This window comes from Kosakonia sp. SMBL-WEM22 (assembly GCF_014490785.1).
Classification (GTDB): Bacteria; Pseudomonadota; Gammaproteobacteria; order Enterobacterales; family Enterobacteriaceae; genus Kosakonia.
Genome location: NZ_CP051488.1, coordinates 2,377,276 through 2,396,844, shown reverse-complemented (window position 1 = coordinate 2,396,844; position 19,569 = coordinate 2,377,276). Strand labels below are relative to the sequence as shown.

14 protein-coding genes and 2 pseudogenes are annotated in these 19,569 nt (G+C 51.9%); 9 read left to right on the top strand and 7 right to left on the bottom strand.

The window, feature by feature from the left end; translation table 11 throughout:
* The first annotated feature begins 1 nt into the window (after window position 1).
* The 4 genes and pseudogenes from HF650_RS11385 (at window position 2) to HF650_RS11375 (ending at window position 4,476) form a co-directional block, all read left to right on the top strand.
* Complete coding sequence (locus HF650_RS11385) at window positions 2-1,933, top strand: hypothetical protein (RefSeq protein WP_187802462.1); 1,932 nt, start codon at window positions 2-4, stop codon at window positions 1,931-1,933.
* Between the two features lie 3 nt (window positions 1,934-1,936).
* Complete coding sequence (locus tag HF650_RS11380; protein ID WP_187802461.1) at window positions 1,937-2,914, top strand: hypothetical protein; 978 nt, start codon at window positions 1,937-1,939, stop codon at window positions 2,912-2,914.
* A 378-nt stretch (window positions 2,915-3,292) separates the two neighbouring features.
* A pseudogene (locus HF650_RS25265) lies at window positions 3,293-3,481 on the top strand (hypothetical protein).
* A 20-nt stretch (window positions 3,482-3,501) separates the two neighbouring features.
* Window positions 3,502-4,476 carry a hypothetical protein gene (locus HF650_RS11375; RefSeq protein WP_187802460.1) on the top strand — a complete coding sequence of 325 codons (975 nt, stop codon included), beginning with the start codon at window positions 3,502-3,504 and terminating at the stop codon, window positions 4,474-4,476.
* Between the two features lie 817 nt (window positions 4,477-5,293).
* Here the strand turns inward: HF650_RS11375 and HF650_RS11370 are convergent.
* From HF650_RS11370 to HF650_RS11360, 3 genes and pseudogenes are all read right to left on the bottom strand, one after another.
* Window positions 5,294-5,896 (bottom strand): annotated as a pseudogene (locus tag HF650_RS11370) (hypothetical protein); the annotation flags it as partial.
* Window positions 5,897-6,405: 509 nt separating this feature from the next.
* Complete coding sequence (locus tag HF650_RS11365; protein ID WP_187802665.1) at window positions 6,406-7,014, bottom strand: class I SAM-dependent methyltransferase; 609 nt, start codon at window positions 7,012-7,014, stop codon at window positions 6,406-6,408.
* Between the two features lie 2 nt (window positions 7,015-7,016).
* Window positions 7,017-7,496, bottom strand: a complete 480-nt coding sequence (locus HF650_RS11360) for a GNAT family N-acetyltransferase (RefSeq protein WP_187802459.1) — start codon at window positions 7,494-7,496, stop codon at window positions 7,017-7,019.
* A gap of 167 nt (window positions 7,497-7,663) precedes the next feature.
* Here HF650_RS11360 and HF650_RS11355 point away from each other — a divergent pair, with 167 nt between their 5' ends.
* Window positions 7,664-8,485, top strand: coding sequence for an alpha/beta hydrolase (locus tag HF650_RS11355; RefSeq protein WP_187802458.1), 822 nt, complete (start codon window positions 7,664-7,666; stop codon window positions 8,483-8,485).
* Between the two features lie 88 nt (window positions 8,486-8,573).
* Here the strand turns inward: HF650_RS11355 and HF650_RS11350 are convergent, their stop codons facing one another.
* The 3 genes from HF650_RS11350 to HF650_RS11340 all read right to left on the bottom strand — a co-directional run bounded on the left by HF650_RS11350 (window position 8,574) and on the right by HF650_RS11340 (window position 13,388).
* Window positions 8,574-10,352, bottom strand: coding sequence for a thiamine pyrophosphate-requiring protein (locus HF650_RS11350; RefSeq protein ID WP_187802457.1), 1,779 nt, complete (start codon window positions 10,350-10,352; stop codon window positions 8,574-8,576).
* 167 nt (window positions 10,353-10,519) lie between these two features.
* Window positions 10,520-12,070 (bottom strand): sensor domain-containing diguanylate cyclase, encoded by a 1,551-nt coding sequence (locus tag HF650_RS11345; protein WP_187802456.1) that lies wholly within the window; start codon window positions 12,068-12,070, stop codon window positions 10,520-10,522.
* An 88-nt stretch (window positions 12,071-12,158) separates the two neighbouring features.
* Window positions 12,159-13,388: a diguanylate phosphodiesterase gene (locus HF650_RS11340; protein WP_187802455.1), complete on the bottom strand. Its 1,230-nt coding sequence runs from the start codon at window positions 13,386-13,388 to the stop codon at window positions 12,159-12,161.
* Window positions 13,389-13,863: 475 nt separating this feature from the next.
* On the opposite strand from HF650_RS11340, the gene HF650_RS11335 reads away from it, so the two are divergent.
* The 3 genes from HF650_RS11335 to sra all read left to right on the top strand — a co-directional run bounded on the left by HF650_RS11335 (window position 13,864) and on the right by sra (window position 16,850).
* Window positions 13,864-15,402 carry a methyl-accepting chemotaxis protein gene (locus HF650_RS11335; protein WP_187802454.1) on the top strand — a complete coding sequence of 513 codons (1,539 nt, stop codon included), beginning with the start codon at window positions 13,864-13,866 and terminating at the stop codon, window positions 15,400-15,402.
* A 54-nt stretch (window positions 15,403-15,456) separates the two neighbouring features.
* The gene (locus HF650_RS11330) at window positions 15,457-16,533 is read left to right on the top strand and encodes a mannuronate-specific alginate lyase (RefSeq protein WP_187802453.1); all 1,077 of its coding nucleotides are present in this window, start codon (window positions 15,457-15,459) and stop codon (window positions 16,531-16,533) included.
* Window positions 16,534-16,712: 179 nt separating this feature from the next.
* A complete protein-coding gene (gene sra, locus HF650_RS11325) occupies window positions 16,713-16,850 on the top strand; it encodes a stationary-phase-induced ribosome-associated protein (protein ID WP_023478646.1) in 138 nt (45 codons plus the stop codon).
* A gap of 54 nt (window positions 16,851-16,904) precedes the next feature.
* Here sra and HF650_RS11320 read toward each other — a convergent pair whose 3' ends face one another.
* Window positions 16,905-17,360, bottom strand: coding sequence for a DUF943 family protein (locus HF650_RS11320; protein WP_187802452.1), 456 nt, complete (start codon window positions 17,358-17,360; stop codon window positions 16,905-16,907).
* A gap of 267 nt (window positions 17,361-17,627) precedes the next feature.
* Between HF650_RS11320 and HF650_RS11315 the strand changes: the two genes are divergently transcribed.
* The gene (locus HF650_RS11315; protein WP_187802451.1) at window positions 17,628-19,331 is read left to right on the top strand and encodes an NAD-dependent malic enzyme; all 1,704 of its coding nucleotides are present in this window, start codon (window positions 17,628-17,630) and stop codon (window positions 19,329-19,331) included.
* Window positions 19,332-19,569: the final 238 nt, after the last annotated feature.

Below are 19,569 nucleotides of genomic sequence, written 5' to 3'. Positions count from 1 at the left end.
GATGACGTCCGGGAAAGTTATTGATTATTGGCAGCGGTTAGAGTCACGGCAGTCGGAGTGGGCTTTTCGCGCCTACGATCGGCTGATTAAGACATTAAGTCATGACGTTCAGGAAAGGATACAACTTAAGGAAAGCGATGCCGAACCGTACGTGGTCATATTTGGTAAGACGCAGGTCGGCAAAACCACCTTACTGCTCGACCTGATGGATATCGATCTGCAGCAGATGGCAACGCTATCGCACGTGCTACGCGGCGGGCGGGAAGCCGGAAAATCATCCACCGCCACCGCCATGGAATATCGTCGTTCAACGGACCAGCGCTGGGGATTGTTTGTGCAATCGAAAACGCACTGGTTTGCCTCTGACGACGATATGACAGAGACCTTAGCGCAGCTCAGAAAGCAGATGGAACGGGATGAACTGGTCGTTGATTCTCCCTGTATTGTGCATATTCCGAGGCGTTTTTTCAGGATAAAAACTTCGGGAGCGCCCGGCGTGCGTATTCTGGATCTGCCTGGTGATAATCCCGCCAATATGGAAGAGCAAAAGCATGTAAATCACATGGCGAAGACCTATCTTCCCTTCGCTGATTTGGTCCTGCTGATTGGTCGTGGCGACGATTTGAGCTTCCTGCAGCCACAGGTTATCACCCTGCCGGGTATTGAGGACTGGCAGGCGATGCCGCATCGGTTTCGTATCGTGACGACCTATTCTTACTCAGCGCAGTCGGTGAAGACGCTGATTCGCAACGATCCGGCTATCGATATCGCGCAGTTACGTCAGCGCCTTATTGAACAGATTGAACGCTTTAGCAACCTGAGCGACGCGGCGAAAGATCGGAACCTCTACTTTCCGCTCGAGTTTGGCAGCAGTTGGCTGAGTATGGCCGAAAACGATACCGCCCTTTACGCCCGGGTTGCCCCCATGGTCAGCCACTTGCGTAGCGAACTGTTGGAACAAATTGCAACATCGACAAGCCCACTCGGACGGCTGCGAAGTACCCTGGATACCCACCTCAGCGTTAAATATATCCAGGAGGAAAAAACGGCGGCAATCAAAAGAGAACTGCTGGGGCTAAAAAAACAGCAACAAGAGACAAAAGATAAACTGACGGTTTGGAAAAACGCTATTACTCAGACGCAGCAGAAATTAAAAAAAACGGAGAGGTTATTAAAAGATAACGCTTTACCTATCAGCCGACGGCTTATCGATAAAGCTGCGGAAGAGGCCGCAAACTTTAAATTAAAGGGAAGTTATAGCAGTGAAAAATGTACCACTTTACATAGCATGATCGCCGACTATTGCTCTAAAATTAAGAATATCCAGCTGGATGTGAAAAATAAGACGGTCTACTGGCAAAAAGTGGCCCGCAACAAAGTTGAACCTACGAGACAGGCGGTTCAGGATATTCTTGATGAAAACTTCAGTGCTATTCGCTATAGGCTCAATGACTACTGGATCGACACCTATCTTAGTTCTGCGAATTATTTATCGGATAAAAACAGTGTCATCCATGCCGCTGATAATGCCAAAGTGGAAGTCATTCGGTTGTGGACCTCACAATGGATGGCTGCCGCAGAGAACGTCCATAATCAATACAAAAGCGAACTCACCAAAGATGGGGTAATTCTCGAGGAGTTGCGGGTAGAGCAGAATAAATCCCTTCAGAAACAGACATCACTTAAGCAACAGGCCGTATCGTGCGAAGACGAGTTAAAGAGAATTGCTGTTGAATCACAAGAGGATCTTGTCCGCTGCGAGCAGTTTGTTCACTTTCTTGATGAAGAGTATCTCAAAACATTAAGTACGCGTCTGGATTCAGTCTTTCAGGAACGTGATGATTGTGATGCGTTATTACAAGTTTTCTCCTGCGTTGCGTTGAAAAATCAGCGGGAAGATTTAATGAATTTAACTGAAAAGTATTCTGGATAAGGCATGAACGTGACCAGTGAAATAAAAAATAAAGAAAAATCGCTCGCCGAGTTAATGGTAAAAATACTCAAGGAGCCGCTCAATCCCCTTGAGAGTTCGTTAAAAAAACTCAACACAGAGGTTCTGGACACCAAAGATAAGGTTGAAGAAATCAATGATGCCATTAACGCGGTAGGTGCAAACACCGAAGAAATCATTAATCCACTGAAAAAATCGTTACGTGATCTGCAAGACGACGATGTCCCTGGGGCGATAAGTAAGCTGAGAGATTTTATTTCGACGCAGGTTGAAGAAAAAAAACAGAATATTAGTGCTGCGCTTAGCCAACAATCGGCACACTATGATAGCCAGCTGAAAGCCGCGACCGGTGAAGTCTTTGAAAAACTGTCGGATGTTCTTGGCCAGCAAAATGAGAGTGTCCAGGCAGCAATACAGCAGTATCAGCAAACGAGTATCGACAGTGCTGAGGCCTTATTGCAGCAACTGCTGAATGCTAACCGCTTCCTGGAGGAAACCTGCGCTGCGAATGCCAGCGAGCAACAGTCGACGCGAGAGCGTGACCAGCGATTGGCTGAACGGCTGGAAAATATCATGCAGGCCCAGCAGCAAATAAAGCAGTCGATAAGCGAACTTGACCAGCAGCTCAAGGGCGTGACCCAAGGAGTACAAACGACGCGAACCATGCTCGCGGAACGGCAGGAAAGCGATCGGAGGCAAGTGTTAAGCAGCCTTGAAACGTTGTCTTCCGACGTCCCGGCAGCACTGGTGCAGCATTTGACCCCACTAACCCAGGCAATTGAGTCTATGCAAACCAGCCAGCAGGCGTTGACCGAGGCAGTGAGCCAGCAAAAGAGCTATCTGGAGGCGCAAATTGCCGCAAGTCAGGGTAGATTCCGCTACGTTGTCATCATTTTTGCCCTGTTTGCTACCTCAACGCTAGCTTATATCGGCTATGACATCTGGAAAAATTTAACTCCCTGACAGGGCGAAATTGCGTGGCGTCTAACGCGACAGAGCCATTATTTTTTGAGTTGTGTATAAGGTTAGACAGCCTTGTGACTTGCTCCCCGTTGAATGCTGTTAGCTATGTCCGCAGATCGCTCTGAACAGACCTTACGGTGTTTTAGGCTGTACGCTTTGTGTCTGAAGCCGACGTTGCTAGCCTCTGCCTGTATGAATAAATAGGGAACAGATCAGTTAGGCCTTGCATTACCCGGTGTGGCGGGTATTTACAACCGAAGTAAATTTATGGTGAAGGAACTGGAAGCGTTAGAGCTCTGGACGACATACCTCAATAACATCTCATGCGTTGAGTCAAAAGTGACAATCCTCAAACAAAAGGCTGGCTAATATGAAAAAATGGCAGTTGTTGATAAAAAGGGTCTTGAGAACATTTCTAACAATGACCGTATGATTCGTGAGAAAGATTGTCGGGCTGACTACTCTTGCGAGCAGCTCACGCTGTAAGCTTGGGAAGGAAGGTATATTAAAATTGGTGCTACTGCTTATCGTCTATCTGAAGTGCAAGCTTGGATTAGAGGTGAGTAGTTAATTTAATAAGGTGTGAAATGAAAATTAATGAAATGTATGATGCTTTACGTGATGATATTGACTTGGTGAATTCATCTTTGGGTATTATAAAGAAATATAGGTTGTTTTATACTACATCTGTCGATCCCGATTATTCATACTCCAATGGTTATGATGGCTATGCAGAAAAGAACTATTACTTCAAAGGAAATTGGGGATTTGATTACGATTTCCTTAAGGTTTTTGAAGTGGAGATTGTGAACAAGATTTTTGTTTTGGATGAAATAAAACAAAAGATAAATTCTGTTTGCCCTGCAACCAAAGCGGCTTTTTCTAATATAAACTCATTGAATTCTGATGACTTTATTAATTCATATTTCGCGAGCAACCCTCACAAAGAAAATCTATCTGAATTTGATGATTGCATATTTCACATGAATGGTAATAATCCGCCATATATATCGACGATGGAAATTGATGCTATAGATAATAATTTAAGCAAGATTATTTATAGCGGTTCATATTACTCTACGGGTATGGATCATGGAAACTCAGATGAAGTTGTTTGCGAGTTAAATATTGTAGGGGCTAAAAACCACCAGCCTTTTTACTTTGAGCTACTCATAGAAGCATACGCATTACTCAATGAGAATAATTTCAAAATGTCCTGTTTTATGTCATATGCGGCATTAGAGAGTTATATAAATCAAAAAATATACGGTCAAGATACCGATGAGCGGTTTTCAGATAAGTTTAAAAAAGCATATGATACAGTGCCTGGATTAACAACCCATGAAACTTTCTCTAAGTTAAATTCACAGTTAAGCGATTATACACTTGTTAGAAACACCATTGCGCATGGTAGAGATGATGATGAGATAATTGATAATATAGACGTTGACTCAGCAAAAGAAATGTATATTTACGTTTCGGCTGTGATTTTAGCGATTGAAAATGGATTTCAGAAGCTAAATGATATTAAACTTCACATTAAGCCTAAAAAGAAGAAATAAGAGGTGTTTTAGAAAACACTACTTAGCTTCTTTTATTACAGGGAGAGAACATTCTTTACTTTTTACTCCCTGTCAGAAACGCAGCGAACACAGAATGTTTTCTTGAGTCCCGAGATGTTTCTTGCTCAGTTCATTCATTCCATAAATTGTGGCGAATATGACCGGTAGGGTAGTCACATCATCAAGTATGAGATGAGTTCTCTGGTTGTTCCTCGATAAATGTAAGATAGAATATGCCATGAACTTAGCGGATGCCCCGTAATTTTTGCGTTATGAAGTCATCGTAAGTCCACAACTAAACTTTGGCAACTGACTGATTCATCGGTAAGTTCCTGAAAAGAGAGGAACTCATGAACTTAAGAACAAACCCACCATATTTAACATAATATACATTATACGCACTAAAGCGGAGGGAATCAGTTTCTGGCATTTTGCCGCCACGATGGGTTGCTTTGAGTCACCATGATAGTTATGCCATTCTGCATCCAGAAGCCGTTTTTTACCGCCGAGCCCTGCCTAAATTGGGCGATCTGCAGGCAGAATGTATATGCGTTATATGTGCGTTGTTCTGCAATAATCCTCTAAATCATTGACTTAGTGTTAGCCTCGCAGAGTTCGTTAGCAATATTACTGGGCATTGGCTTATCGAAGCTATACCCTAAAAAACCTACCAAAACACATGTCTGGAAAAGACGTTTTGAGCTTAATACAATCAATCATTACCAGAGGATTTACCTTCGCGTTCAATGATGAACTACATAAAAAAAAGCTTTGCCCTAAGCACCGTGGTTGCCAAAAAAATGGCCACCCACGATCCTCAGCAGCTTGAAAAGCTAAGATAACGGGTAAATTTATCGCCAGTGGTACATCTCACGACCACGCCGTGTAAATCCCCGTCCTTCAGGAAAAAGCCACGGTACTGATTAATACCCACCGCTAAATAACGCGCTTTTTCGCCAAGTTCATCAATCGTCTGATAGCGATCGCCGCACCGAAATGTGCTGCGCGTATCGAATTGATAAAATGTATTTACCAGCGCACCGCCAAGAGTACGAACATTCGCCATCATTAATCCCGGCATGACGCAGGCGAACGCAACCACCAGAAATATCTGGCTGCTCATCGGCAGTGCAACGCGTTTTTTACGTCGCCGCACGCTGGTTTCCATCACCCCTGTAATCACCATAATTAAAAAATAGGCGATATTGAAAGCGATAAAGGCCGCCATAAATAGCGTCAGGCACCACGTGGTATAAGGCATTTGCGCGGCGGAAATATCCCAGGACTCCAGTAAAATAGCGCTGGCAGACATTTTGGCGAAAAAAAGCACCAACGCGAGCACCAACGGCCAGAGTTTACCAAGCAGCGAGGCGGCCTGCTTTGACAATACCGATGTGCAGAGCAAATAGAAACGCACCAGACAAGCGAAGCCCAGTGCACAGCAAAGTGCGACCAGAAACCAGACAAACATGACCGTCTCTTCTGTCAGAAAAAACTAACCATAAAGCGGAATATTTCTGGTGGCAACCTGACCAGAGGGGTGTAATTACGCCGCGTCACTATCAGCAGTAAAAGATAAACACGGCTCCCCCCTAATTATAGGAGGCCAGGTATTACCTTAAGGCGTTACTGGCTATACTTCTTCGCTTATCTGAAACAGGTGTTATAGAGAGATAAGAGGAAGAGATGCATACTTTAGGAATGATTTGCGGAGCAGCGTTAGTGGTTGTCATCGTTATGGCAATAAGCAAGCGTAAGCGTTAATCGCACATTTCAGCGCCGCGCCCATGCGGCGCTTGGGAACGTGGCGATGACCGGCTTCTGCGCGCTCTGCTTTGTTATGGTCTCGACGGTGATTGAGCCACTGTCGAAAAACATAAAGATCATCAGATAAGCGATATCAGGGGCGGAAACGCCCCTTTTCTTAACTTACCTCTTACGCTGCGCCAGCCAGACGGAATGCCCGGTGCAGTGCGGATCGTTTAGCACCACCTCTACCACCTCAAAGCCAATCTCCGCCGGCAGCATGCGATATGTCTGCGGTGCGAGGCTGGCATGATAGAGCGTTTCTCCCTCCATCTGACCGAGTGCTTCGCCCTCTTCCGGCCCGCTGGTAAACATCAGGACGCTGCCTGCATGGCTGTGCTGTTCAAAGCGGCTGAACATCAGCTTTTGATCGCCTTGCGTCAGATGAAAAAAGCTGTCCCAGGCGATAAGGCCGTCAAAAGTCTCCCCCAGCTCCAGCTGGCGCATATCCCGCAACAGCCAGCGTTGATGCGGGAAATCCTCACGGGCGCGATCGATCATTGCGGGCGCGCCATCAACACCTGTTAGCTGAAAACCCTGCGCAATCAGCCAGCCCGCAATGGGCTGACCATTCCCGCAACCGATATCCACGACTCGCCCCTGTGGGGGTAACAGTGCCGCGAATTTCTCCAGCCACGTTTTTTCAAACAGCGCCCGTGAACGCTGATCTGCAAAGGCCGCGGCATGGCGCTGATAGAGCGCAAGAATCTCCTCTGCGGCTTGGGTACTCATCATCACTCTCCATTCAGGTGACAAACCATCTCAATACAGCGTAGATCCGCCCCCGCCAGTTTCGAGTGGTAGATACTCTCGCGCACTACTGTAAACCCGCGCTTTTGATAGAAGTTGCAGGCGTTAGGCGTTGCCGCAAGCCGAAGAGAGCAAAACCCTCGCTTGAGTGCCTCCTGTTTCAGAGCCGCCATGATACGCGTTGCCAACCCGTGCCCTTCCCACTCCGGCAAGGTAAAGATCGCCTCGATACTGCCGGTGGCAACATCAAAAAAGCCAGTTGCCAGCGGCTGCCCCTCTGCAGATAGCGCGACATAAAAGGGGTTCTCATTAATCATTGCCACCTGCCCCTGTGGCATCGCCTCCGGCGTCCAGGCGGCAATAACCTCATCTCCATAGACCCCTTTGCAGCCGTGGCGGATCGCCGCATTACGAACACGCCAGATAGCCGGCGCTTCTTCGGGTTGTGCCAACCTGATCTCCATCCTCTCTCCTTACGGATCCTCCGATTCCATCCGCGCGTTCTGCACGCGCGCAATGGGCTGCTACAGTTTTACGTGAGTGATTCGAAACGCGAGGCGAATCTGCCGCGATACGAACATTAATGAATAACTAGCAAGAATGTGTCACCACTCAACGATGAGGTAAGGCAATGAGTACTATCAAAACGCAAGATGGAACGCAGATCTACTACAAAGATTGGGGTTCAGGTAAACCGGTGCTGTTCAGCCACGGTTGGCCGCTGGATGGTGATATGTGGGAGAGCCAGCTTAATTTCCTCGCCGAACGCGGTTACCGGGTTATTGCTTATGATCGCCGCGGCTTTGGCCGTTCTGAGCAGCCGTGGAATGGCTATGATTACGATACCTTTGCCTCCGACATTAACGATCTGATCACCGCACTGGATCTGCATGATGTCACGCTGGTCGGCTTCTCCATGGGCGGCGGCGATGTGGCGCGTTACATTGGTCGCTATGGCACATCCCGCGTGGCAGGCCTGGCACTGCTGGGCGCCGTCACCCCCATTTTTGGCAAAACGGATGACCACCCTGAGGGGGTTGATAAGAGCGTATTTGATGAGATTAAAGCGGGCCTGCGCAAAGATCGCGCGCAGTATATTAGTGATTTCGCCACGTCCTTCTATGGGCTTAACGCCGGACAGAAGGTCTCTGATGGTGTGCTGACACAAACGCTAAATATCGCCCTGCTTGCATCCCTGAAAGGGACGATTGATTGCGTTACCGCGTTCTCGGAGACCGACTTCCGCGAAGACATTAAAAAAGTCGATGTACCGACGCTGGTGATTCATGGCAGCAATGACCAGGTGGTACCGTTTGAGGCGACCGGTAAGCTCTCAGCCGAGATGATCCCCGGTGCAGAGTTGAAGGTGTATGACAATGGTCCGCACGGCTTTGCCGTGACCCATCAGGATCAGCTTAACAACGATCTGCTGGCCTTTTTGCAGAAGATTTGAGTACCCACTCTGTAGGCCTGATAAGGCGAAGCCGCCATCAGGCACTCAGACAAAAGCCCGGCGACAATCATGTCACCGGGCTTTTTCATTACTTCTTATGGAAAAGCTGGCTGGCGGTGTCGCTGATCACCTGCACGGCGCCGCGATCGCCCTTCGCCATTGAGGCCATAAAGGCTTTCGCCTGCTTGAAAGTGATATGCGGCGGCAACGGTGCCACTTCCGGATCCGTCTTCACCTCCAGCACCACCGGGCGGTCGGATTGCAAGGCCTGCTGCCAGACGGTTGAGAGCGCATCCGGGTTATCAACAAAAATCCCGCCCAGACCCAGTGATTGCGCAAACTCGGCATAACGCACATCCGGCAACTGCTGGGTCGCCTCAAAGCGCGGATTGCCCTCCATCACCCGCTGCTCCCAGGTTACCTGGTTGAGATCCTGGTTATTGAAGACGCAGATCACCAGCCGCGGATCCGCCCACTGCTGCCAGTACTTCTGAATGGTGATCAGCTCTGCCATATTGTTCATCTGCATTGCCCCATCGCCCACCAGCGCGACCACCACCTTCTCCGGCGCGGCAAATTTCGCCGCAATCGCATAGGGCACCGCCGCGCCCATACAGGCCAGGCCGCCAGAGAGCGACGCGCGCTGCCCCTGCTTAACGCGGTAATCGCGGGCAAACCAGTTAGCGCACGAGCCTGAGTCCGAAGTGACAATCGCGTCATCCGGCAGCAGCGGCGACATCTCCCACACTACGCGCTGCGGGTTGACCGGGTTCGCCGGTGCCATCGCGCGCTGTTCCATCAGCTCCCACCAGCTCTGCACATTTTTGGCAATCGACTCCTGCCAGCTGCGGTCGGTTTTCTGCTCCAGCAGCGGCAACAAGGCGCGTAATGTCTCAGCCGAATCGCCGTGAAGATTGACTTCGCAGGGGTAACGCAGCCCCAGCATTGCCGGATCGATATCAATCTGCACGGCGCGGGCGCTGCCCTCCGGCGGCAAAAATTCGGTCCACGGGAAACCGCTGCCGATCATCAGCAGCGTGTCGCACTCCTGCATCAGCTTCCAGGAGGGTTCCGTGCCAAGCAGGCCAATCGAGCCGGTAACAAACGGCGCGTCGTCGGGCAGCACATCCTTACCGAGCAGCGCTTTCGCCACGCCAGCACCCAGCACATTCGCCGCCTGCACCACTTCCACGGCCGCACCGCGCGCACCCGCGCCAATCAGAATCGCCACTTTTTTACCGGCATTCAGCACCTCAGCGGCGCGCTGCAGATCGACCTGATGAGGAATAACGCGCGGACGTTGATAGCCCGAACCGGAGTGGGTAAATCCGTGGGCATGCTGCGGAGCCTGCCAGGGTTCATCCTGAACATCTTTCGGGATAATGACCACCCCGACGCCATTCTGCGCCATCGCCACGCGCACACCGCGATCCACCAGATGACGCACCTGCGCAGGCGTTGCCGCTTCCTGAACGAAATTGGCAACGTCGGAGAAGACGCGATCGAGGTTCATCTCCTGCTGATAGCTCGCCCCGCGCGCGGTGGTCTCCGCCTGACCAGCAATCGCCAGCACCGGGGCGTGATCCATCTTAGCGTCGTAAAGGCCCGTCAACATATGGGTCGCCCCCGGGCCGCCGGTGGAGAGACAGACACCCAGCTCGCCGGTAAATTTGGCATGGCCAACCGCCATAAAGGCCGCCATCTCTTCATGACGAACCTGGATAAATTCAATGCCGTCGCCGGATTTATTCGCGCGCTGAATTGCCCCGAGCACGCCGTTGATACCGTCTCCCGGGTAACCATAAATACGTGTCACGCCCCACTCTTTCAGGCGCTGAACGAAGAAATCGCTGGTCTTCATGCTCATCGTGCTTTCTCCTTGCAGCTTCATTAGAAACATTAAGGGTAGTCGATGATGAATTTGCAGGTTGGGTAAGCATGCAGATCACCTGATGGCGACTTCGTCTTATCAGGCATACAGGGAATTGCAGTCCCAGGCCGGGTAAGCGTAGCGCCACCCGGCAAGATCTTATATCAGGAGGCAGAGAGCGCCCGATCGCGCCCATCAATTTTCGCCTGATAGAGCGCTTTATCCGCCCCCTCTTTCAGGCGAATGGCGTCATCGTAATTTTTATCGGCAACCAGGCTATAACACCCGGCACTGATGGTGACAATGCTCTGCTGGGCACTGGTCTTCACATGGGGGATTTGCGCATTACGCACCGCGGTCACCGCCTGACGGGCAACAAACAGTGCCGCCTCAGGCCCGGTATCCGGCAGAATAATCGCGAACTCCTCGCCGCCGTAGCGTGCAATCAAATCATTCGGGCGCAGTTTAAGCTTTTGCAGGATCTCCCCCACCATCCGCAGACAGTTATCCCCGGCGACATGGCCGTAAAAATCGTTATAGCGCTTGAAATAGTCAATATCGATCATGATCAGCGCCACCGGCTTTTCCGTCAGCGCAGAGGCCTTCAGGCTTTTACTTAAAAAGAGATCGAACTGACGACGGTTCGCAAGCCCGGTCAGCCCATCGGCCAGCGCCATCAGTTGCAGGGTATGGTTAATACTGGTCAGCTCATCACGCAGCACCGCAAGCTCGGTCTGGTTACGCACATTGAGCCGCACCTGGCGAAAAATAATCGAACCCATCAACAGCGTGCCGAGCAGCAGCATGCCGTTAAGCACCAAATCCGGCAGGCTCTCCTGCAACCATCTGTTCCACAGCGCCGGTCTGTCGTAACCGGCAGCGACCACCAGCGGGTAACGCTCAAGCCGGGCAAAACCGTAGGTGCGCTCAACGTGATCGAGGGCGGAGACCCAGGTACCGTTACCCCGATCTTTTCGTGCCAGCTCTCGCGTAAAGAGCGGGCTGGCGGAGAGATTACGGTTAATGATCTCCTCGCCATAGGGGCGCACATAGAGGGCGGTGCCATCAATGTTCAGCAGCGCCAGCATGTCGCGGTTACCCAGCTCAAAGTAGGCATAAAAATGGCGGAAGTAGTCGATCCTCACCGTTGCCAGCAAGATGCCTTCAAAGCCGCCCGCTTTGTCGCTGATGCGCAACGACACCGGGATCACTAAATCTCCGGTTGTGCGGCTACGGATCACATGACCAATATGGACGCTACCGTGGCCATTACGGCGGTGATAGATAAAATATTCACGGTCGCTGTTGTTCGACATCACCGGGATTTTGCCAAACGATGTCGATTTCATATTGCCCTGAGCGTCATAAACCATCAGGCCATGCAGCTGCGGCAGGCGGGATTTCAGATCGGCGAGATAGATATCAAACTGTGGCGCATTGATCTGATCAACGTTCTCTACCGGCAGATTACGGCGAATATCCCGTAGCACCAGCTCCGTCTGTAAAAAGGTATCTTCCGCTTGCCGCGCTTGCGAAATTGACAGGTTGACCGCATCACGCTCGATATCTTCGACCGCGCGCTCCCAGGAGCGGGTCAGCGTCCAGGTGGTCGTCGCCACCCCGGCCAGCAGCAGTGTCACAATAAAAAAGGTGATACTGCGCCCCAGCGAAGATTCGAGAGCCAGTTTCCGTGCGAGCTGCTTTCTAAATTTCATCCACGCTCCTTTGTCACATCCGCTGTCAATACGTAAAGCATAGAAGCTCGATGATCCATAAGCCAAACCGGTTAAACGTTTCGGGCTATCAGGTTTGCTTGTTTACAGGAATGCGCTCAGGCCAGTTAATCGCCGGGACGCCATTGAGCATCGGGCGGGCAAACAGGAAGCCCTGAAAACGCTCGACGCCGACAGCTTCAAGCCAGCACCACTCCTCCACCTTCTCGACTCCCTCCGCGACAACGCTAATTTGCAGCTCGGCGCAGCACTCGAGAATGGCTTTCACGATCGCCTGTTTCGGGCCATGGAGATGAATATCGGTGACGATGGTGCGGTCGATTTTCAGCTTATCGGGCTGAAACTTTGCCAGCAGCGACAGACCGGCAAACCCGGAGCCGAAGTCATCAATCGCCAGCCCAATCCCCGCTGCGCGCAGCTGGCGAATCGCCCAGGTGAACTCGTCATAGCTGGAGATCACCTCATCTTCCGTCACTTCGACAATAATCTGCCCGGGGCTGAGCTTATTATGTGCAATGTGCCCCAGGAGCATATCCACCGCGCCCGGGATCTTGACCAGCGACATCGGCAGCAGGTTAAGGGCGATTTTGTGGTTGCCGATGCCGATGCGTCGCGCCATCGCCAGCGCCCAGGCTTTGGAGGCGAGATCCGCTTCGTGCAGTTTCTCAGGCGCAATGGTCGCGAAATAGTCCTGCGGACTGCCGCCATCCGGCCCACGGATCAACGCCTCCAGCGAGGAGATTTTGCCGCGCAGCGGTTCGATAATCGGCTGAAAAGCAAACTGACAGGGCTGCCCATTGAGCATGGGCAGTGTCTCCTGGCTAAACGGCGAGGCTTTGTGCGTAAAGCGCCACTCGTTGGGCGAAGTATTGCGTACACCGCCGTTGTTATTGGCTGAAGAGATAAAATTGCGGATAAATTTGTAGGCGCGATCGCTGCTCGCCTGGTTATAGCGCACCATGCCAAAGCGCAGGACGGCGCGTAACACCGCCGCAGGCTGCACCGTTCGCAGATCAAACAGCACCATACCGCGATCGACAAAGCGGCGGCGCGGCGCAAAGTCACGCAGCAGCTCAACGATATTACTGTGGCGAATATCGGTGTTGATGCGCTCAAATACGCTGTTGACCGAATCGAGTGGTCCTTCAAGAACCTGCAAAAAATATTCGCCGTCGAACAGTAAGATACCCGTCACCTGCAACGTTGCGTTGCTGTGGTTCGCTCGCTCGACGATAGCAGTCAGTTGAGAGGGAATTAATGCCCGATTCAGTCGGCTACGGTATATCAAAGTCGCTAACACGCGATACTACCCTCAAAATGCCCACAAAGAACCAGAATGGATGGTGCCATCGCGGGAGTCTAGCAATAATCTGACCATCCCGTTCGTTGAACAGAGGGCAATCTGTTAGCGTGATCGCAGAATGAAGTAGATTAATTCTCCAAAGTGCGTAACGTTTGTCCGCAGCCCAATGTTAAACACTTTTTTTATCCGTTGCGTTTTATTGCATCTTTCCCACATCGCCCACCAATAATTTAGCTTAAGATTTTACTTAGCTCTACTCTCTATTTTTTACTGCATTTTATTTTTCAAGATAATAACAAACACAATTTCATGCTTTAAGCACCGCTTAAAAAATAATTCATCCAATGGCTTTTCGTACTGCACAAGTTGATGGAAAATGTGTGGGTAATAAAAATAACGGCATCACCTCAAGAAAATAAATATACTCTTTGCGCCTGCGGCAATAGATGGCGCGTTCCACCGTGGGATTAGTATGAAACTCAACACACCAGTTACACAAAAAGAATATTTTCTTAACGAGGGCTCGACATTATTATCAACGACCGATAGGCAGAGCCATATTACTTATGCCAATACGGCATTTATTGAGGCCAGCGGTTTTACGGAAGATGAGCTAAAAGGTCAGCCGCACAATATTATTCGCCATCCGGATATGCCGCCTGCCGCCTTTGGCGATATGTGGTTTACCCTTCAGCAAGGCGACAGCTGGACAGGGATCGTCAAGAACCGTCGTCAAAATGGCGATCACTACTGGGTTCGCGCCAACGTGACGCCGGTTTACCAGCAAGGAGAGCTAACGGGTTATATCTCGGTGCGTAATGTTCCGACGTGTGAGGAGATTGACGCCAGCACGTCGCTTTATCAGCGTGTTAATGAAAATGCAGTTAAAGGTTATAAATTTTATAAAGGATTACTGGTTCGCCGGGGAGCGCTTGCCTTTTTATCTTTATTTCAACGCATCAGCACGAATGGGCGCATTTATTTTGGCGTTTTCACCTCTGCTGCTCTTTTAGTGGTATTGCAATTCCTTCCTTTTAATTGTTCAGAAAAATCCGTGGCAGTGTTGCTTATTTGCACCCTGCTTGCGCTTTTTATGCAGCAGCAATTTTCCCGCCCGCTGAAAATTGTTCTCGCACAGATGCAGCGTGTCGTTTCCGGGCGCAAAGCGGATTACCATCACTTTAATCGCGTCGATGAAATTGGTCTTCTGATGCGGCTGGTCAACCAGTCCGGGCTTAACCTCAATTCGCTGGTAGGGGATGTTTCTGCGCAAATTAATGGCATCCGCGCGGTAAGCGAGCAAATCGCCCGTGAAGGAGACGCACTGCACAGCCGCACGGCAGAAACCTCCGCCGACCTGCATCAAACGGCAGCTGCGGTTGAGGAGATTGCCTGTGCGGTGAAACAGACGGCGGCAACAGCGGCGGAGGCAATGAGCCGGGCGGACGAAACCAGCGCCGGCGCGCTAAGAAGCGGAGAAGCAATGAAACAGGCTATCGCGATGATGCAGGCGGTCTCGGCAGATAACAGCAAAATTGTCGACATTATCGGTGTGATCGACAGCATCGCTTTTCAGACCAATATTCTCGCCCTCAACGCGGCGGTGGAAGCGGCACGTGCCGGTGAGGCAGGCCGCGGGTTTGCCGTGGTAGCCGCCGAGGTGCGCAACCTGGCCCAGCACTCCGCGTCGGCGGCACGGCAGATCAAGACGCTTATTGAGCATAACGTCGCCAATGTCAAAAACGGCGTCGGCATGGTCGCCGGTACCGAGAGCCATCTGACAGCAATGATCGATAATGTGGTCACCATGTCGACGATGATCAAAGAGATTGGTATCGCCACCCATGAACAGACGCAGGCGCTTGCCTTGATTAACGGCTCGATCTCCCGCGTTGGCAGTATGACGCAAAACAATAGCGGCATGGTTGACCATGTCACACAGGCGGCGGAGAACCTCTCGGCCCGCGCCGCGCGTCTGCATCGTGCGGTGCATGTTTTTGGCGGCAGCTGAGACACAATCGACCATGCTATAGTCCACCTTCCAGTGGCGGAAGGAGAAAGTAGCATGGTTTTTCTGCGCGCAGGATTGATCATCATCCTCTTTACAGCGGCAGCTCTCGCCGCGCCCCTTGTTCCACCCGAAGGTTTTACTCAGCCGCCAGCAACACCTGCGCAGGCTACCTCCCTCTCATGCCCGGACGCCCCGCAGCCCTTTACCGGCGCGCTCGATTTTCGCAGTAAATATGAAGGTTCAGACAGCGCCCGCGCCACGCTCAATCCACAGGCGGAAGCAGCTTTCCACCAGCAAACCCGCGCCATCGCCGATATGGAAAAATTCGTCAGCACGCAAGTTACCGCCTGGCATCGCAGCGGCGATCCGCGCAATGTCAGCTGTCTGGTCAGCGCGCTGAATCGCTGGGCAACCGCCGGGGCGCTGCTCGGCGATGCGCGTAACCACACCGGCAAATCGATGCGCAAATGGGCGCTGGCGACCTTCTCCTCCAGCTGGCTACAGCTGCAATTTTCAGCGAGCCACCCGCTGAACGCGTGGCCTGAGCAGGCGCAAAACATCACCCGCTGGCTGGGAAACGTGGGAAACTTGACCGCCAGCGAGTGGCGCGATTTACCGCAAAGCAGGGTTAACAATCACAGCTACTGGGCAGCCTGGGCGTTAATGGCAACTTCAGTGGTAACCGGGCGGCAGGATCTCTTTGACCAGTCACTGGCGATCTACCGCATCGCCATGCAGCAGATTGATGCCGAGGGTTTCCTGCCAAATGAACTGCGCCGCCGCCAGCGGGCGCTGGCTTACCATAACTATGCGCTGCAACCGCTGGTGATGATCGCCCTATTCGCCCGCGCCAATGGGGTCGATCTCTTTGAGGAGAACAGAGCTGCGTTACCGCGCCTCGCCGCACGTGTGATTGCCGGGCTGGATAATCCGCAGCCCTTCACCCTTCGAAGCGGCGTCGTGCAGGATAGGGCTTTTTTGCAACATCCGGTCAATCTCGCCTGGCTTGAGGCCTGGTGCCAGCTCTCAACCTGCGATAACAAGCAGCGGGCACGGCTAACCAGCCTGCGCCCGCTGCAAAACAGTCGCCTCGGTGGGCCAGTGACGCTGTTATTTGGGGTAAAAGCGTGACGCGGCGCACAGGTCAGCGAGACTGTTCTTAAAAGTGCCCGTCAGGGTTGAGATTTGCACGACGATAGCCGAGGATAATCGTTCGGTATGGAAACATACCTTGCAATGATGTGATTGTATTTCGCCCGGCCATTTACCGGGCTTGTCCTTGAAACACGCAACTGGATTAAGGAGTAAGCATGAAATCGAACCGTCAGGCACGTCATCTTATGGGACTGGATTACAAAGTGTCGAACACCCGTAAGGTTGTCACCAAAGACAACAACGAGGAGACCGTTGTCTCCCACCGCTCCGGCCGTCATCGCCGCGCGGGTTAAGACCCACTCCCACACCACCCTGCGGGGTGGTGTTTATCTCACTATTTCTTCGAACTACTCCCTCTGTGCTTTCTTCATGAGCTTGCCGTCTGCTCCCTGAACGTAAACCGCGTTATCAAAAATGAATTGTTGTGCGCCATCGCGCGTGCGCAGCACCATCATCAGGATCTCTTTATCAATACAGTTTTTCGGTCCAGGCATATCATCAAAGCAGAGCCGGTCTTTATCCTCTTCGGGAAGATAGCCCTTACCAAAGGCATAGACATAAATGCTTTTCGCACCGCGCCCCTCTATTGATGTAATGCCGTATTGCGTTTTGATAGCCTCATTGTGTTTTAACCACCAGGCAACCCGCTTGCCATCAGAGAACGGCAAGCGATCCACCAATAGCGAGGCAACGTATTCATTCTGATGCACGGCAATGATGTGAGTCGGTCGGTTGTTGAGATAAAAATAGGCCGCAATACCTGCCACAACCAGTCCCACCGCCAGGCCAAATCCTTTTTTCACTGCGTATAGTCCTCAATATCAACATTGGCTTCCACCCAACCATAATGACCACTCTCCTGATGCGGGCATAAGCGCTTTTTATTTTTGCAGCGAGTATCACAATTCAGGCCGATGCATGCCGCTTAATAAGAAAGTTGATAAAAATTCAATCAACCAATAGGTCAATCGAGAAGTATTTGCCCATTCAATGCTTTATAATTGCGCCCGCCGCTGTACCCGCGTGCGACCTCACCCCCCGCGCGCGTTCGTTTCTCAAGGAGCTGTTAGATGAATGCCAAACATAATAAGAATCGGTCACTGTATATCCCCTACGCAGGACCCGTATTGCTCGAGTTTCCCCTGCTGAACAAAGGTAGCGCCTTCAGCGTTGAAGAGCGCAGCAGTTTTAACCTGCTGGGCCTGCTGCCGGAAGTAGTGGAAACCATTGAAGAGCAAGCCGAGCGCGCCTGGTTGCAGTATCAGGGCTTCAAGACCGATATCGATAAACACATTTACCTGCGTAACATTCAGGACACCAACGAAACCCTCTTCTACCGCCTCGTCGAGAATCATCTCGAAGAGATGATGCCGGTGATCTACACCCCGACGGTTGGCTGGGCGTGCGAGCGCTTCTCAGATATCTACCGCCGCGCGCGCGGTGTGTTCATCTCCTGGCAAAACCGCGGCAGCATGGATGACATTCTGCAAAACGTGCCAAACCACAATATTAAAGTGATCGTGGTAACCGACGGCGAGCGTATCCTCGGTCTCGGCGACCAGGGCATTGGCGGGATGGGCATTCCTATTGGTAAGCTGTCGCTCTACACCTCCTGTGGCGGCATCAGCCCGGCTTACACCCTGCCGGTGGTGCTGGACGTCGGCACCAACAACCAGCAGTTGCTCAACGATCCGCTCTATATGGGCTCCCGCCACCCGCGTATTACCGGCGATGAGTACTACGCCTTTGTGGATGAGTTCATCCAGGCCGTAAAACAGCGCTGGCCGGATGTGCTGCTGCAGTTCGAAGATTTTGCGCAGAAAAATGCCATGCCGCTGCTGAACCGCTACCGGGATGAGATCTGCTCCTTTAACGACGACATTCAGGGCACGGCGGCAGTGACCGTTGGTACGCTGATTGCCGCCAGCCGCGCGGCGGGCAGCCAGCTTTGCGATCAGAAAATTGTCTTCCTCGGTGCCGGCTCCGCAGGCTGCGGTATCGCCGAGCAGATCATCGCCCAGACCCAGCGCGAAGGCCTCAGCGAAGAGGCCGCCCGCCAGAAAGTCTTCATGGTTGACCGTTTCGGTCTGCTGACCGACGGCATGCCGAACCTGCTGCCGTTCCAGACCGGGCTGGTGCAGAAGCGTGAGAATCTGCAGAACTGGGATATCAACGTCCAGAACGAAGCAATCTCCCTGCTTGATGTGGTGCGCAACGTGAAGCCGGATATCCTGATCGGCGTCTCCGGCCAGACCGGGCTCTTCACGGAGGAGATTATCCGTGAGATGCACAAGCACTGCCCGCGCCCGATCGTGATGCCGCTCTCTAACCCGACTTCGCGGGTGGAAGCGACACCGCAGGACATCATCAGCTGGACTGACGGCATGGCGCTGGTTGCCACCGGCAGCCCGTTTGCCCCGGTGCAGTGGCAGGATAAAGTCTTCCCGATTGCCCAGTGCAACAACGCCTACATCTTCCCGGGCATTGGCCTTGGCGTCATCTCCTCCGGCGCATCGCGTATCACTGACGATATGCTGATGGCCGCGAGTGAAACCCTAGCTGAATACTCGCCGCTGCTGCTTAACGGCGAAGGGCTGGTGCTGCCGGAGTTGAAAGATATTCAGGTGGTGTCGCGCGCGATTGCCTTTGCCGTCGGCAAAATGGCGCAGCAGCAAGGCGTGGCGGTGAAAACCTCCCCTGAAGCGCTAAAGCAGGCCATTGATGATAACTTCTGGGAGCCGCAGTACCGCAACTATCGCCGTACCTCGATCTAACTTCCCCGCAACCCGGAGCATGCCGCTCCGGGTTTTTTGTTGCTGGTAAATCATTCACTTCCTCGCTAAACTCCTTTTCACCCATCAACTTACTGAATATAAAAAAGGAGGCTACCTATGCTGTATTGTGAATTGTTTGACTATTCACATGCATTTGGCGATCGCGCCAGCTCAAGCGTTACCGGTATCGTGCTGCGATAACCTCTGCTTGAGCGAAGCATAACTCTCCCTTCCCTCG